Origin of the sequence: Tistrella mobilis (assembly GCF_041468085.1) — a bacterium.
Classification (GTDB): domain Bacteria; phylum Pseudomonadota; class Alphaproteobacteria; order Tistrellales; family Tistrellaceae; genus Tistrella; species Tistrella mobilis_A.
Map to the genome: position 1 here is coordinate 65,495 of NZ_CP121015.1, position 14,999 is coordinate 80,493.

Genomic DNA, 14,999 nt, shown 5'->3' on the forward strand with positions numbered 1-14,999 from the left:
TCCGGGCCTCCCTCAATTCAGGGTCACGCGCGGATCGAAGACCGGATAGCAGAGGTCGACGATCAGGTTGACGATCACATAGGCGCCGGCGATGAACAGCAGGCAGCCCTGGATGACGGGATAGTCGCGGGCAAAAATGCCGTCGACCAGCAGCCGGCCGAGACCGGGGATGGTGAACACCGTCTCCACCACCGCGATGCCGCCCAGAAGATTGCCCAGAATCAGGCCGATCAGGGTCCAGGTGGGGGCGAAGGCGTTGCGGAAGGCATGGCGCCACAGCACCACCGGTTCCGACAGCCCCTTGGCGCGGGCATGGGTGATGTAATCCAGCCGCTGCACCTCCAGCATGCTGGCGCGGGCCATGCGGATGATCACCCCGGTTTCGTGCAGGAACAGGGTGAGCACCGGCAAGGTGAGGTAGAGCAGCCCGGCCCGGAAATCCTCGGCCAGCGACACATAGCCGATCACCGGCAGCCAGCCGAGTTCCAGGCCGAAGAGCAGCAGCAGCAGCAGGCCCAGCCAGAAGGTCGGGATCGACAGCAGCAGGGTCGCCACCGCGATGAAACCGAGGTCGAGCGCACTGTCCTGGCGCCAGGCGGCGATCATGCCGGCCGGCACCGCGGCGAGGGTGGCCAGCGCCACCGCGATCGCAACGATCGTGGCGCTGATCCCGAACCGGTCCAGGATCAGGGGCAGCACCGGCAGATCGGTGGTGATCGAGCGGCCGAAATCGCCGGTCAGGATCTGGCCCAGCCAGAGCACGAACTGCACCGGCAGCGGCTTGTCGAGACCCAGTTCCCGATGCAGGGCGGCGACCGTTTCAGGGGTCGCCATGTCGCCCAGCATCAGCGAGGCCGGATCGCCAGGGATCAGCCGGATCAGGAAGAACACCGCCGCCGCCACGATGAGCAGCGTGGGCACGCCCATGGCGATGCGTGAAAGAATGAAGCGTCCCATGGCCAGCCTCCTGCCCTGAAGATCCCGCTTGAAAAGGAGGCGCGGCTCAGGCGGCCGCCGCCACCGGGTCGCCGGTCAGGGTGTAGCGGGTGAAGCCCTGCTGCAGCGCCGGCAGGGGGGCCACTTCCATCACGCCCGCCGCCGGGTCCATCACCACCATGGCGACGGTCGCCGACAGATTGCCGGCCTGGTTGGGCCGGGGCGGGCGGCAGACGGCATAGGGCGTGCCGAAATCGTCGAAGAAGGCCCGCTTCATGTCGTCGATGCCGATCTTCGGCCCGGCCTCTTCCAGCAGCCGCTTCACCCGCCAGTCGCGATACAGGCTGTCGGGCATGTTGGCGATGCCGGTGTCGCGCAGCCTGGTGCGGGCGATCGGGCTGATCCAGTGATTGGCGTGAACGATGATCTCGTTTTCGGGCAGCACGGCGAAGGCCTCGTCGGGCGCGCATTCGAAATCGACCGCGAAGCCCTGGGCGGTGCTGATCATGATGTTGTTGGAGCAGGATTTGGGCGTGGTCGCCACCGCCCGGATCGCCTCGGCGAAATGGCTCTGTTCCAGCACCTTGCGGCGGATCAGCGACAGCGGCACGCCGGCGGTGCGGAAATCGCGCTCGCATTCCAGATAATTGGCGGTGATCGCGATGCCGGCCGCATTCAGCCCCGATCGGGCAAGCCCCCCGGCCTCGACGAAGGTCAGCAGATCCGGGCCGTCGGCGCGGTGCACACGCAGCACCACGCCGGTTTCGGCGCATTCCGACCGCCAGTCCCAGTTCTGGCCGTGGATCAGCCGGCCGGTGCGGCTGCGCCCGGGCAGGATGATCGCACCGGTGCAGCCGTCTTCGGGTTCGGAAGGCGCGTCGACGGCGGCGGGCGCCGCCGCCGCCAGCCGGCGGGCCTGCGCCACCACTTCGGTGCGGGCATTGATCATCACCACGTCTTCGAACGAGGTGCCGGACCCTTCTGCGATGCCGCGGATCTCTTCCAGGTAATGGGCGCCGAAAGCCTGAATGCGCGCGGCGAAATCGGCGATCAGCCGGCGGCGGAAATCCGCATCGGCCCCCAGACCGTCCAGCGCCCGGCCATAGATTTCGGCGCTCCGCGCGATCCGGTCGGGTACGGCTGCGCCATAGGCGCAGCCGCGGTCATAGGGCGTGCCCGCGACGGATACGAAGGGGAAGGGGGGGATCGCGGAGAGGGGGGTGGCTGTGGTCATGGGGCGCGGGTCTCGTCTGGCAGAACCGGGAGAGTCGGGGGAGAGGGGCGGGCGCGGCGGCGTCACGCCACCTCCCCCAGCGCCGTGCGGATGGTGTCGACCACCTGGCCCATCTGATCGGGGGTGATGATCAGCGGCGGCGACAGCACCAGATTGTCGCCCGCCACCCGGACCAGAACGCCGTCGTCGAAGCAGCGGTTGACGGTCTCAGCCGCACGCGCGCCCGGGGCGCCGTCGCGGCTGTCCAGTTCGATGGCGGCCAGCAGGCCGATATTGCGGATGTCGCGCAGATGGGGCGCGCCCTTCAGCTGATGGACGGCTTCCTCCCAGGCGGCGCAGATCTCCGGTCCCCGGTCGAACAGCCCCTCCTGCTCGTAGGTTTCGATGGTGGCGATGCCGGCGGCGCAGGCCAGCGGATGGCCGGAATAGGTATAGCCGTGCATCAGCTCCACGGCCGCCTCGGGCCCGGTCATGAAGGCGTCGTAGACGGCGGTGGAGGCGATCACCCCGCCCATCGGCACGGCGCCGTTGGTCATGCCCTTGGCGCAGGTGATCATGTCGGGGGTAACCCCCAGCGCATTGGAGGCGAAGGGCGCGCCCAGGCGGCCGAAGCCGGTGATGACCTCGTCGAAGATCAGCAGGATGCCGTGGCGGGTGCAGATCTCGCGCAGCCGCTCCAGATAGCCGACCGGCGGCGGCAGCACCCCGCCCGATCCGGTCACCGGCTCCACGATCACGGCGGCGATGGTCGAGGCGTCGTGGATCTGGACGATGTTTTCAAGCTCGTCGGCCAGATGCGCGCCCCAGGCCGGCTGGCCGCGCGAGAAGGCGTTGTGGTCCAGGTTGTGGGTGTGGGGCAGATGGTCGACATCGCCCAGAAGCGGGCCGAAATCGCGGCGGTGGCGGGGGATGCCGGCAACCGACAGCCCGCCGAAGCCCATGCCGTGATAGGCCTTGGCCCGGCCGATCAGCTTCACCCGGTTCGCATCGCCCCGGACCTTGTGATACGCCCGCGCGATCTTGAGCGCGGTATCGACCGCCTCCGATCCCGAATTGGTGAAGAACACCCGGTCGAGCCCGGCGGGGGCGAGGCCGGCGATCCGCTCGGCCAGCACGAAAGCGGCCGGATGGCTCATCTGGAAGGACGAGACATAGTCCATCCGCGCCGCCTGATCCTGGATCGCCCGCACGATCCGCGGCTGATTATGGCCGGCATTCACGCACCAGAGCCCGGCCATGGCATCCAGAATCTGCCGGCCGTCGGCGGTGGTGTAGTACATGCCGTCGGCCGCGACGAACAGGCGCGGATCGGCCTTGAACGCCCGGTTGGCCGAAAACGGCATCCAATAGGGCTGGAGATCATTGGGGGCCAGTCGGATATCGGGCGCGTGCCGGTCGGCGCCGGCCAGATCGGGGGCAGGGGACTGGACGGTCATGCCGCATCACTCCGCATCGGTGGGGATGACGGAACTATGATGCTACAAAAAACAAAATGCAAGGGGTGGTGTTGGAGGTGGACAGGGGGCCGTATGCCATCGTCCGTTCATGTCGGGCGCCGGCTCTGCCGGGGTCGTCGTGCCCCCGCCGCCATCGCCCGCCTATGTCAGGGGCCGGCCTTCGCCGGGGTCGCCCCGCCCCCACCACCGTCATGCGCCCATGTCAGGGGCTGGCCCTGCCGGGTTCGTCCTGCCCCTACCACCGTCATCCCCGCGGAGGCGGGGATCCAGGTTGGTTTCCACGGGAATGGACGGGCGGCCGGGCGCGCGGACGGTCATGTCGGCCATCACCGCCGGACCCGGGTGTGCGGCGTTCTTTGTGGGGGGACGAACCTGGATCCCGGCCTTCGCCGGGATGACGGTGGGGAGGATGTGCCGGGACTGGCAGCGACAGCGCCGGACATCAACGGCGCGGCGCGCGGATGGCCAGAGGGCTGAATCCACCGACAACCCGGGGGGACCGGGTTGCGGGGTTTCCATGACCGGAGCAAATGGTCATGACCTCAAACCTCTATGTCCGATCCAAACCTCGCCATCCACTGCACACCCCCTCTACCGTCATCCCGGCGAAGGCCGGGATCCAGGTAGGCGTCCACGGGAATGGACAGGCGACCGGGCGTGCGGACCACCATGTCGGCCATCACCGCCGGACCAGGGCGTTCAGCGTTCTTTGTGGGGGGCGAACCTGGATCCCGGCCTTCGCCGGGATGACGGTGGGGAGGGTGTGCCGGGACTGGCAGCGACAGCGCCGGACATCAACGGCGCGGCGCGCGGATGGCGAGAGGGCTGAATCGGCCGACAACCCGGGAGACCGGGTTGCGGGGTTTCCATGACCAGAGCAAATGGTCATGACCTCAAACCTCTATGTCCGATCCAAACCTCGCCACCCACTGCACACCCCCTCTACCGTCATCCCGGCGAAGGCCGGGATCCAGGTAGGCGTCCACGGGAATGGACAGGCGACCGGGCGTGCGGACCACCATGTCGGCCATCACCGCCGGACCAGGGCGTTCAGCGTTCTTTGTGGGGGGGGCGAACCTGGATCCCGGCCTTCGCCGGGATGACGGTGGGGAGGGTGTGCCGGGACTGGCAGCGACGGCGCCGGACATCAACGGCGCGGCGCGCGGATGGCCAGAGGGCTGAATCCACCGACAACCCGGGGGACCGGGTTGCGGGGTTTCCATGACCGGAGCAAATGGTCATGACCTCAAACCTCTATGTCCGATCCAAACCTCGCCACCCACTGCACACCCCCTCTACCGTCATCCCGGCGAAGGCCGGGATCCAGGTAGGCTTCCACGGGAATGGACGGGCGGCCGGGCGCGCGGACGGCCGTGTCGGCCATCACCGCCGGACCAGGGCGTTCAGCGTTCTTTGTGGGGGGGGCGAACCTGGATCCCGGCCTTCGCCGGGATGACGGTGGGGAGGGTGTGCCGGGACTGGCAGCGACAGCGCCGGACATCAACGGCGCGGTGCGCGGATGGTCAGAGGGCTGAATCCACCGACAACCCGGGAGACCGGGTTGCGGGGTTTCCATGACCAGAGCAAATGGTCATGACCTCAAACCTCTATGTCCGATCCAAACCTCGCCACCCACTGCACACCCCCTCTACCGTCATCCCGGCGAAGGCCGGGATCCAGGTAGGCTTCCACGGGAATGGACGGGCGGCCGGGCGTGCGGACCACCATGTCGGCCATCACCGCCGGACCAGGGCGTTCAGCGTTCTTTGTGGGGGGCGAACCTGGATCCCGGCCTTCGCCGGGATGACGGTGGGGAGGGTGTGCCGGGACTGGCAGCGACGGCGCCGGACATCAACGGCGCGGCGCGCGGATGGCCAGAGGGCTGAATCCACCGACAACCCGGGGGGACCGGGTTGCGCGGTTTTCATGACCGGAGCAAATGGTCATGACCTCAAACCTCTATGTCCGATCCAAACCTCGCCACCCACTGCACACCCCCTCTACCGTCATCCCGGCGAAGGCCGGGATCCAGGTTGGTTTCCACGGGAATGGACAGGCGACCGGGCGTGCGGACCACCATGTCGGCCATCACCGCCGGACCCGGGTGTGCGGCGTTCTTTGTGGGGGGACGAACCTGGATCCCCGCCTTCGCGGGGATGACGATAGAGAGGGCGTGCGGAGGTCGGCCGAGGGGAGGCCGGACAGGGGCGCCGTATGCCGTCGTCCGGTCATGTCCGGCGATGAACGGTGTCGGGCCCGTGCGGTCAGTCCAGCGGGGTCGGTCGGGTCAGGACGGCGGCCTGTTCCAGGTGGCGGCGGATCAGGGCGGCGGCGATTTCGCGCTGGTCCAGTTCCAGGCGGTCCAGGATCTCCAGATGTTCGCGGCACGAGACCTTGACCCGCTCCAGCCCGTAGACCCAGTCGTAATTGGAAAAGCGGCGGATGCGGCTCTGCTGGCGCAGCGCGTTCAGGATGAAGCGGTTGCCCGAGGCCAGGGCCAGACCTTCATGGAAGGCGGCGTTCATTTCAAAGAGCGTGATCGACGAGGTTTCGCTCCAGGGGGCCGCCATGAAGGCTTCGTGGCGGCGGCGCATGTCTTCCACCCAGGCGGGATCGAGGTGGAAGTTCTGCGCCATCACGCTGGCCGGTTCGATCAGCAGGCGGAATTCATAGCTTTCCCGCCGGGCGGCATCGTCCAGCACCGGCAGGAAGGCCCAGCCATGGCCGGGCTTGCGCTCGGCCATGCCGATTTCCGACAGCTGGGCCAGAACCCGGAGCAGCAGCGGCCGGCTGACGCCGTAGCGGCGCATCAGATCGGCTTCCGACACCTCGGCCGGCAGGCGGTTGCGCTGGCGGTCGCCGGCCAGACGGATGCAGAGCTGGTCCACCTCGCCCGGCGGATGCGGCGCCTCCATGGCCGGGGCCTCGGGCACCGCCCGCAGGCTGTAGCCGCGCCGGGGCTGATGGTCCAGCACACCCTGGCGGGCCAGTTCCTCCATCACCGCCCTGACCGGCGTGCGCGAGACCTGAAGATGCTGGGCAAGGGCAAGCTCGGTCACCCGGTCGCCGGGACTGAATCCGTTGCTGCGCAGATAGTCCAGCACCCGTGGCAGCAGATCGCGCTGCAGCCGGCTTGGCCCCTCTGAATCGACAACTGGCTCTTGCGTTCCGTTTTCTTGTCTCATAGCATCTCAAAATACAAAGCGGGGCCAGACAGACCGCCACCCCCGAACCCTGTCGCCCCCACCCTCTCTCACGAAGGCCGGAGACATCATGTCCGACGGGACTGCCGCCAGCTTTGCCGAAGGATCGGCACCGGATCAAGCATCCTCGCTGCCGCTCCACACGCTCGATGCCGGGGCCCAGGCCCGTCTGGTGCGCGAGGGCGGGGTGACGGCCACCCGTCTGGTCGAGGCGTCGCTGGCACGGATCGCGGCGGTGAACCCCGCCGTCAACGCCATCGTCCGGCGGATGGATGACGAGGCGCTGGCGGCCGCGGCCGCGGCCGATCGGGCGGTGGCCGAGGGCCGGCCGCTGGGGCCGCTGCACGGCGTGCCGGTCACGATCAAGATCAATATCGACCAGCAGGGCCACCCCACCGACAACGGCACCGCGGTGCATCGCGACCTGATCGCGCCGGCCGACAATCCGGTGGTCGCCCATCTGAAGCGGGCGGGCGCGATCGTGGTCGGGCGGACCAATGCGCCGGTCTATTCGATGCGCTGGTTCACCGACAACACGCTGCATGGCCCCACCTACAACCCTTGGCATCGTGATTTGACGGTCGGTGGTTCTTCGGGTGGTGCCGCGGCCTCGGTCGCGACCGGCATGGTGGCGATCGCCCATGGCAACGACATCGGCGGATCGGTGCGGTTTCCGGCGATGTGCAACGGGCTGGTGGGCCTGCGCCCCTCTTACGGCCGGGTGCCGTCGTTCAATGCCACGGCCAGGGGCGGCGGCTCGGTCGCGGCCCAGCTGATGGCCGTGCAGGGGCCGCTGGCCCGCACCGTGCGCGACACGGAAACCGCCTTCCGGGTGATGGCCGTGCCGCATGTCGACGATCCCCGCACCAGACCCATGGTAGGGGATCATCCGGCTGTGCCGCGGCGGGCGGCCGTGGTCTCCACCGCGGGCTGGCCGGATTGTCATCCGGCCGTGCGGGACGCGGTGGACCGGGCGGCCACGGCCCTCGCCGCTGCCGGCTGGGAGGTGGAGGAGGTGGTGCCGCCCTCGCTGGACGAGATCCACGATATGTGGGCCGAGATCAGCATTCCCGACATCATGACCCTGCTGGCGCCCGCAATTGCGGCTGCGGGGGACGAGAACATCCGCACCGCCGTCGACTATTGGCAAAGGGCCTGGCCGCGGGAGCTGACCCAGGGCGATGCGCTGGCCGCGGTCGCCCGGCGCCACGGCATGCTGCGGCTCTGGCAGCGCTTCTTCGAAAGCTGGCCGGTGCTGGTGATGCCGGTGTCGCTGGAGCCGGCCTTCCACCGCCTGGCCGATATCCGCTCGCCCGAGGATGCGCGGCGGATCATGCGGGCCCAGGGGCCGCTGATGGTGATTTCGGTTCTGGGCCTGCCCGGGCTGACGGTGCCGACGGGGCTTGCCTCTTTCGACATCGAGGGTCACGCGGTCACCATGCCTTGCGGCGTGCAGCTGGTGGCGGCCCCGGAACGCGAGGATCTGTGCTTCGCGGCCGGTTACGCCATCGAGGCGGCCATGCCGCGGCTCGGGGTCGTCGACCCCCGGCCCGGTTTCTGAACGAGCGGTTTCTGACGGAGGCGTCCCCATGCGCAGCACCCCCGGCCATGGCGAGATCCTGAGCTATTACGATTTCGGCCGCACCACCGTGCAGGTCTGCGCCGCCGATCCGCGCTTTTCGTACTGCGCCTATGTGCCGGAAAGCTACGACGAGGCGGGCGACCGGCGCTACCGGCTGCTGGTTGTCGTCCACGGCACCATGCGCGACAACGCCGCCTGCCGCGATGCCTTCATCGATCTGGCGGAGGCGCAGCAGCTGATCGTGCTGGCGCCGCTGTTTCCGGCCGGCATCACCGCCCCGCGGGAGCTTTCGAGCTATAAGCGGCTGCGCGGTCCCGGAGACGCCGATGCGAGGGGGGCGGGTCCTGCCTATGATCTGATCCTGTTGCAGATGATCCGCGAGATGCAGGCGCTCTACCGGATCGATGCCGACCGGTTTGCCCTGTTCGGCTTTTCGGGCGGCGGGCATTTCGCCCATCGTTTCCTCTATGCCCATCCCGAGCGGCTGGCGGCGGTGTCGATCGGCGCGCCCGGTATCGTGACCCTGCTGGATGATCAGGTCGACTGGCCGGCCGGGGTGCGTGATGTCGAGGCCATCTTCGGCAGGCCGATCGACCTCGCGGCCATGCGGCGCGTTGCCGTGCAGATGGTGGTGGGCGCGGAAGATACAGCCACATGGGAGATCGCCATCACGCGTGACAACCCCTGGTGGCAACCCGCCTTCGAGCGCCACGGTGCCACCCGCATCGAACGGCTGGCGGCGCTGAAGGCGAGTTTCGAGAGCCGCGGCATTCCGGTCACCCACGATCTGGTGCCCGGCACGGCCCACAGGCAGGAGCCCCTGCTGCCGGTGGTGAAGCAATTCCTGTCGGACCGGTTCGCGCAGGGAGAGCGCGATCACCGGCCCTGACGGGCGACGGCAGGGACTGGCCGCAGGCGACCGGGAAAGAGTCGCATCGGCCATGAGAGCAGCCGGCCACCCGATGGGGCCGGGCTGCTGGTCAGACAAAAAGCTGATCTGATAGGGAACAAGGTCATGAGATCAATCGCCCTGACGGGGCTTCGCGGCGGTGCGCTCGCCGGGTCGGCCGCGCTCGCCGCCCTGCTGGCCGCGGCGCCGGCGGGGGCTGCGGACGGCCCGAAACGCGGCGGCACCCTGGTGGTGTCGATGAATGCCGATGCCCGCAGCCTGGAGCCGGGCATCAACCGCGACTCCAATTCCGATGCGGTGGTGAACAACCTGTTCGAAGGGCTGGTCGGCTATCGCACCGATCTGAGCGTCGGCCCGGCGCTGGCCCGAAGCTGGACGATTTCCGAGGATGGCCGCAGCTACACCTTCACGCTCCGCGACGGCGTCACCTTCCACAATGGCGATCCGCTGACGGCCGAGGCGGTGAAATGGAGCTGGGAGCGCAAATCGGGCCAGGAGGGCTGGCTCTGCGCCCGCTTCTTCAACGGCCAGGCCGGCGGGCTGAAGGTGGAGGCGGTAGAGGCGCCCGACCCGAAGACGGTGGTGTTCCGCCTGGCGGAACCCTCGGGCCTGTTCCTCACCCAGCTGGCCAATGTCCAGTGCGGCATGCTGGTGGCGAGCCCGAAGAGCGTCGGTGCCGACGGGACATGGACGCCGATCGGCACCGGCCCGTTCAAATTCGGCAGCTGGAAACATGGCGACCAGATGGTGCTGGAGCGCTATGACGGCTATGTCCCGTCATCCGAACCCGGCAGCGGCTTTGCCGGGGCGCGCCAGGTGTATGTGGATGCGCTGCGCTATCAGATCATCCCCGATGCCGATGCGGCGGCGGCGGCGCTCAAGACCGGCGCGATCGACATCATCCCCCAGCTCGACACGATCAAGATCGACGAGTTGAAGGCGGCGGGCATGAAGGTGATGGCGGCGCCCGGGCTCAACTGGTCGGCCCTGCTGATCCAGACCGAGGATCCGCTGCTCTCCAACCCCAAACTGCGCCGGGCGCTGGCCCAGGCGATCGACATCGCCCAGATCACCGAGGTGCGCACCAACGGCCTCGCCAAGCCCAATCCTTCGGGCGTGGCCGAGAGCATGCGCGCCTTCTCGGCCGATTTCCTCGACTGGCCGAAATACGACCCGGCGGCAGCCGCGACGCTGGCGAAACAGGCGGGTTACAAGGGTGAGCCGATCAGGCTGCAGACCAACCGGCGCTATGTCGGCATGTACGACAATGCGGTGATGATCCAGGCGATGCTGTCCGCCGCCGGCTTCAACGTGCAGCTGGAAGTCCTGGACTGGGCGGCCCAGCTCGACAATTACGTCAACGGCCGCTTTCAGCTGTCGTCGTTCAGCTATTCCGGCCGCTTCGACCCGGGGCTGATGTATGCCGCGCTGATCGCCGACAAGGCGACGGCAAAATGGGCGCAGTGGGGCGACGCGCAGGCCCGCGAGCTCCTGGCCGAAAGCGGCACGCTGACCGACCAGACCGCCCGCGCCGCCATCTTCCGCCGCCTGCACGCGAAGATGAAGGAAGAGGTGCCGATCATCGGCCTCTATTATTCCCCCACCATCGAGGGCGTGAACCCGGCCCTGCATGATTACAAACCCTGGGCGGCGGCGATCCCGCTGGCCTGGGGGGTGTGGAAGGGGTGACGGGGGAGATTTAGGGACGAGATGAGATGGGAAATGCCGCCCCGGGGGACCGGGGCGGTGTTTTCCGTTTGGCGGCTGCGCACACCATCGAACGTGTCAGGTTATGACCGACCCGGCGCCCGACCGTCGCCGCGATGACGATGGAGCGTTTGCGCAGAACTGCGCGACGATGGCCCCGGACAGAAACGCCGGGCGTCTCTACGGGATCTTCTCACCGCCCGTACCGCCCAGGGACCACCCGCGAACCCCAAGCTCCCGTAAAAATCCCGGGAGGTTCGCGGACAAAATTATCCCCATTTTTCAGCCAGTTGAATTGTACATTTTATGCATGTTCATGCCAGTGCATGGCCTCCAACGGGGGTTCGCGCGGATCGCCTTTTTCCGGCGTTCGATTCAGGCTATTAAGAGGGGGTGGGTCGCACCCTTGCGGGTGCGTGGATTGAAACCCTGGCGTCGAGTTTATCCGTGGCAGTGAACCACTTGTCGCACCCTTGCGGGTGCGTGGATTGAAACGCAGTCACGGCCTCCAGCGCGACTGCGACCGTCGTCGCACCCTTGCGGGTGCGTGGATTGAAACGGCAAGGCGGGGTGGAGCCTCAGCGACATGGGCGGTCGCACCCTTGCGGGTGCGTGGATTGAAACTAACGCGGCAGCCGATGGGTTGTGGTATGATAGCGTCGCACCCTTGCGGGTGCGTGGATTGAAACCGTCCACTCTGTCCAGTATTACGCAGTATCAGGGTCGCACCCTTGCGGGTGCGTGGATTGAAACGTATGCGCTCATGACTTCTCCCCCTCGTCAAGGTCGCACCCTTGCGGGTGCGTGGATTGAAACGTATGCATATTCTTCGGAATACTTCTTTCCGGTTGTCGCACCCTTGCGGGTGCGTGGATTGAAACATCGACGCATTGAATGTAAACCTGGCCACGAACAGTCGCACCCTTGCGGGTGCGTGGATTGAAACGAGCCCCAGATCCATCACCTTCATCACCATGTCGGTCGCACCCTTGCGGGTGCGTGGATTGAAACGGGCTGATGGGAGCCGGAGGAACGAGCCGAAGGGGTCGCACCCTTGCGGGTGCGTGGATTGAAACTTTTAATCGTATAGTCTCTCGTAAATGTATTTCCATGTCGCACCCTTGCGGGTGCGTGGATTGAAACCACCACCCCCGTGATCCGGGCGGACACCAGCCCGAGTCGCACCCTTGCGGGTGCGTGGATTGAAACCGGCCCTATGAAGTGCGCCGCACCGTGCGTGGTGGTCGCACCCTTGCGGGTGCGTGGATTGAAACTCGTCGGCTTCGGCCTGCGGCGGCGGCCTGGACGTCGCACCCTTGCGGGTGCGTGGATTGAAACGTGGCGTGTGGCGTGATCGGCAGGCCTGCCGCCCGTCGCACCCTTGCGGGTGCGTGGATTGAAACGATCTCCCGCTCACGGAGGTGGAGTGCGATGGCGAGTCGCACCCTTGCGGGTGCGTGGATTGAAACGATCTCCCGCTCACGGAGGTGGAGTGCGATGGCGAGTCGCACCCTTGCGGGTGCGTGGATTGAAACGAGGTGCCGTGCCCCCTGTGTGGAGCGCGGCAGCGTCGCACCCTTGCGGGTGCGTGGATTGAAACTGCGCGGCGCGCTGGCGGATATGGCGCGGACCATGTCGCACCCTTGCGGGTGCGTGAACCGAGGCCGCACCCCCTCCCCAGCAATGGGGGGCTTCGCTTCTCCCTCCTCACCGCTTGATGCAGAACCAGGCCCAACCGGTTGTTCATGAAAGAAAATCCCGTCATCCCGGCGAAGGCCGGGATCCAGGTAGGCCTCCACAGGATCGGAGGGTGAACACCTGGCGGGAACCGTGCCGTCAGCCACCAGGGGGAATCCTCGGTCAGGGCCGGGGTTCAGGTCGTTGGGCGTTCTTCGTGTGGAGAGGAACCTGGATCCCCGCCTTCGCGGGGATGACGGTGGTACGTGTTGTGCGAGGAATATCGGCGCCCGTGCATGACACCGGCAGTATTCAGATCGGGAGAGCGGCGCTCATGTCATGTTCTCCGCCGGCAAGCCTTCGTCCCACATTTCTGCCGTCATCCCGGCGAAAGGCGGGGATCCGGCTTCCTCGCCGCATCGGAATCCCACACGGGCGGTGCCCGGCCGCTCAGCTGTTGCCCCAGGCTTCAAGCATGGCGACCCAGGCATCGAATTGGGGGCAGTGCCGCCGGATCGTGGCGAGGCCGATGGCTTCGGCGATCACCGGGCCGTGTTCGGTCTTGTTGTAGCTTCCGTCCGCAAAGGCGGCCAGGATCCGTTTAGAAGGCGCGGTTGCGCGGCTGTTGTTGATGTCTTCAGGCGTCGGGAACTGCGCGCGTATGGCGATCAGCCTCTGCCGGACCCCGGCATCCCAGCCGTCCAGAACGTATTGAAACTGTTCGACGTCCGAGAACAGCAACCCTTCGAATTCATGCATCTGAACATAGGGATGGATGAACCGGGTATCGATGCTGGGCGCATGTTTTGTGACATGCGTCAGAATGTCCTGTTCCAGTTCCGCACGCGTGCGGCCGCCGGCATCCTGGAACCCGTAGTAATCCACCAGGGTCGTCAGCCGGCGCGTCTCCCGATACTGATGGGACAGGAAGCGGGCCAGCCGTTCGACCGACACACGGCCACCGCGATGCCCGCCCGATGGCGCGCGCAGGATGGAGGGATAGGCGCTCACACCATGATCCATCAGATGTGGCGCCAGACACCTCTTGACGAACTCCACCTCGGTCGCACCCTCGCAGACGATGCAGACGCGATTCATCCGGCCACCCTGATCATCCGGGCACCCCGACGGGCATTTTCAGCCAGATATCCGACAGGAGATAGTCGTCATCCAGCCATTGCTGGTACTGCGCCCGGGGGAGGTTGCGCAGCGTCGTCGCCCCGTCGCTGGCTTCGGCGACCACGATATTGTCGAGGTCGAAGCAGTCCACCATGTAGGGCGACTGGGTTGCGATAAACACCTGCCGCGTCCTGGCCACCCGCTTGAGCATTTCAGACACCAGAGTAATGGCATGCGGGTGCAGGCCAAGCTCCGGTTCGTCGAAGAACAGGATGTCCGGAAGGCGTTCGTCGGGCAGACTCAACAGGGTCATCAGGCAGAACAGTCGCAGTGAGCCGTCGGAGGTGAGATGCGCGCCGAAGATCTTGTCGCTGTATCTGCTCTTCCAGCGCAGCAGAACCTTGCCCGCCACAGGCTCCAGCACGAAATCCTCCAGCGTCGGAAACACACGGCTGATCTGCTGCACGAGCTGGCGATAGCGCGGGGCGTCGTTCTCCCGCAGGTCGAGCAGGACCGCCGCCAGATTTCCGCCATCCGACCTCAGGCGAACCGAGTCGGAGATATCCCATCGCTGATGCAGCGAGGCATTGGCCGAGGTGTCGTGGAACTGATAGGTCGAACACTGACGCAGAAGTGCGTGGATGGTCTTTGCGGTTCTGTTGTCCTGATCCGGCAGGGCCGATTCTTTTGCCACACCGGACAGACGGCTCCAGGCCGCTTGTCCTGCCTTCCCGTTATCGGAATATCGATAGGCTTCATGCGTCAGCATCAGCGTATCGCCGGCCGACAGATGCGCCATACTGAATTGATAGTCGTTGTATCCTTTCTCGGTGGCGATACGGATCTCTGCGGTGATTTCGGGCGTGACCCGAGACCCCATGAAGAATTGATCGTCGCCACCGCCTTTCCGGAGCACGAACTCCTGGAGATTTCGGCTGCGCAGCATCCAGCCCAGCATCTCGAAAAATCGGATGAAGCTGGACTTGCCGACACCGTTCGCACCGATGAGGACGGTCAATTGCGGAAGCTGCAATTTCTCAATGTGCTTCAGGCTGCGGAAGCCCTGGATGGAAATCTCAGCAATACGTCCTTGCAGTCGATGTGGTTTGCGCTGGTCCATCGTGGTGATCTTCATTGCGACACTCCCTGATCATCCATTATGGATAAACCGAAG

Annotated in this window: 9 protein-coding genes and 1 CRISPR repeat array; of the genes, 3 read left to right on the plus strand and 6 right to left on the minus strand. The window is 66.5% G+C overall.

Translation table 11 applies throughout. The annotated features are described in order from the left end of the window. Positions 1 to 12 precede the first annotated feature (12 nt). From P7L68_RS03315 to P7L68_RS03330, 4 genes are all read right to left on the minus strand, one after another. Positions 13 to 957: an ABC transporter permease gene (locus P7L68_RS03315; protein ID WP_371999720.1), complete on the minus strand. Its 945-nt coding sequence runs from the start codon at positions 955 to 957 to the stop codon at positions 13 to 15. Positions 958 to 1,003: 46 nt separating this feature from the next. Then, a complete protein-coding gene (locus tag P7L68_RS03320) occupies positions 1,004 to 2,170 on the minus strand; it encodes a C45 family autoproteolytic acyltransferase/hydolase (protein WP_371999722.1) in 1,167 nt (388 codons plus the stop codon). A 62-nt stretch (positions 2,171 to 2,232) separates the two neighbouring features. Continuing rightward, a complete protein-coding gene (locus P7L68_RS03325) occupies positions 2,233 to 3,606 on the minus strand; it encodes an aspartate aminotransferase family protein (protein WP_371999724.1) in 1,374 nt (457 codons plus the stop codon). Positions 3,607 to 5,891: 2,285 nt separating this feature from the next. Next, entirely contained in the window at positions 5,892 to 6,731 is an 840-nt protein-coding gene (locus P7L68_RS03330) for a GntR family transcriptional regulator (protein ID WP_371999726.1), read from the minus strand. Between the two features lie 169 nt (positions 6,732 to 6,900). Here P7L68_RS03330 and P7L68_RS03335 point away from each other — a divergent pair, with 169 nt between their 5' ends. From P7L68_RS03335 to P7L68_RS03345, 3 genes are all read left to right on the plus strand, one after another. Beyond that, positions 6,901 to 8,391 (plus strand): amidase, encoded by a 1,491-nt coding sequence (locus P7L68_RS03335; protein ID WP_371999728.1) that lies wholly within the window; start codon positions 6,901 to 6,903, stop codon positions 8,389 to 8,391. Positions 8,392 to 8,419: 28 nt separating this feature from the next. Next, positions 8,420 to 9,301: an alpha/beta hydrolase gene (locus P7L68_RS03340; RefSeq protein ID WP_371999730.1), complete on the plus strand. Its 882-nt coding sequence runs from the start codon at positions 8,420 to 8,422 to the stop codon at positions 9,299 to 9,301. 126 nt (positions 9,302 to 9,427) lie between these two features. Then, the gene (locus tag P7L68_RS03345) at positions 9,428 to 11,011 is read left to right on the plus strand and encodes an ABC transporter substrate-binding protein (RefSeq protein ID WP_371999731.1); all 1,584 of its coding nucleotides are present in this window, start codon (positions 9,428 to 9,430) and stop codon (positions 11,009 to 11,011) included. A 415-nt stretch (positions 11,012 to 11,426) separates the two neighbouring features. After that, positions 11,427 to 12,694: direct repeats of the CRISPR family, unit length 31 nt; unit sequence GTCGCACCCTTGCGGGTGCGTGGATTGAAAC. Between the two features lie 462 nt (positions 12,695 to 13,156). Here P7L68_RS03345 and P7L68_RS03350 read toward each other — a convergent pair. Both P7L68_RS03350 and P7L68_RS03355 read right to left on the minus strand, forming a co-directional pair. Continuing rightward, the gene (locus P7L68_RS03350) at positions 13,157 to 13,804 is read right to left on the minus strand and encodes a DUF4276 family protein (protein WP_371999733.1); all 648 of its coding nucleotides are present in this window, start codon (positions 13,802 to 13,804) and stop codon (positions 13,157 to 13,159) included. A gap of 13 nt (positions 13,805 to 13,817) precedes the next feature. Next, complete coding sequence (locus P7L68_RS03355; RefSeq protein WP_371999734.1) at positions 13,818 to 14,960, minus strand: AAA family ATPase; 1,143 nt, start codon at positions 14,958 to 14,960, stop codon at positions 13,818 to 13,820. Between the last annotated feature and the right edge of the window lie 39 nt (positions 14,961 to 14,999).

What these genes read in the sequence shown, in the direction of transcription:
- P7L68_RS03315 (WP_371999720.1), bottom strand. Translation starts at nt 957, where the DNA reads ATGGGACGCTTCATTCTTTCACGCATCGCCATGGGCGTGCCCACGCTG.
- P7L68_RS03320 (WP_371999722.1), bottom strand. Translation starts at nt 2,170, where the DNA reads ATGACCACAGCCACCCCCCTCTCCGCGATCCCCCCCTTCCCCTTCGTA.
- P7L68_RS03325 (WP_371999724.1), bottom strand. Translation starts at nt 3,606, where the DNA reads ATGACCGTCCAGTCCCCTGCCCCCGATCTGGCCGGCGCCGACCGGCAC.
- P7L68_RS03335 (WP_371999728.1), top strand. Translation starts at nt 6,901, where the DNA reads ATGTCCGACGGGACTGCCGCCAGCTTTGCCGAAGGATCGGCACCGGAT.
- P7L68_RS03340 (WP_371999730.1), top strand. Translation starts at nt 8,420, where the DNA reads ATGCGCAGCACCCCCGGCCATGGCGAGATCCTGAGCTATTACGATTTC.
- P7L68_RS03345 (WP_371999731.1), top strand. Translation starts at nt 9,428, where the DNA reads ATGAGATCAATCGCCCTGACGGGGCTTCGCGGCGGTGCGCTCGCCGGG.
- P7L68_RS03350 (WP_371999733.1), bottom strand. Translation starts at nt 13,804, where the DNA reads ATGAATCGCGTCTGCATCGTCTGCGAGGGTGCGACCGAGGTGGAGTTC.
- P7L68_RS03355 (WP_371999734.1), bottom strand. Translation starts at nt 14,960, where the DNA reads ATGAAGATCACCACGATGGACCAGCGCAAACCACATCGACTGCAAGGA.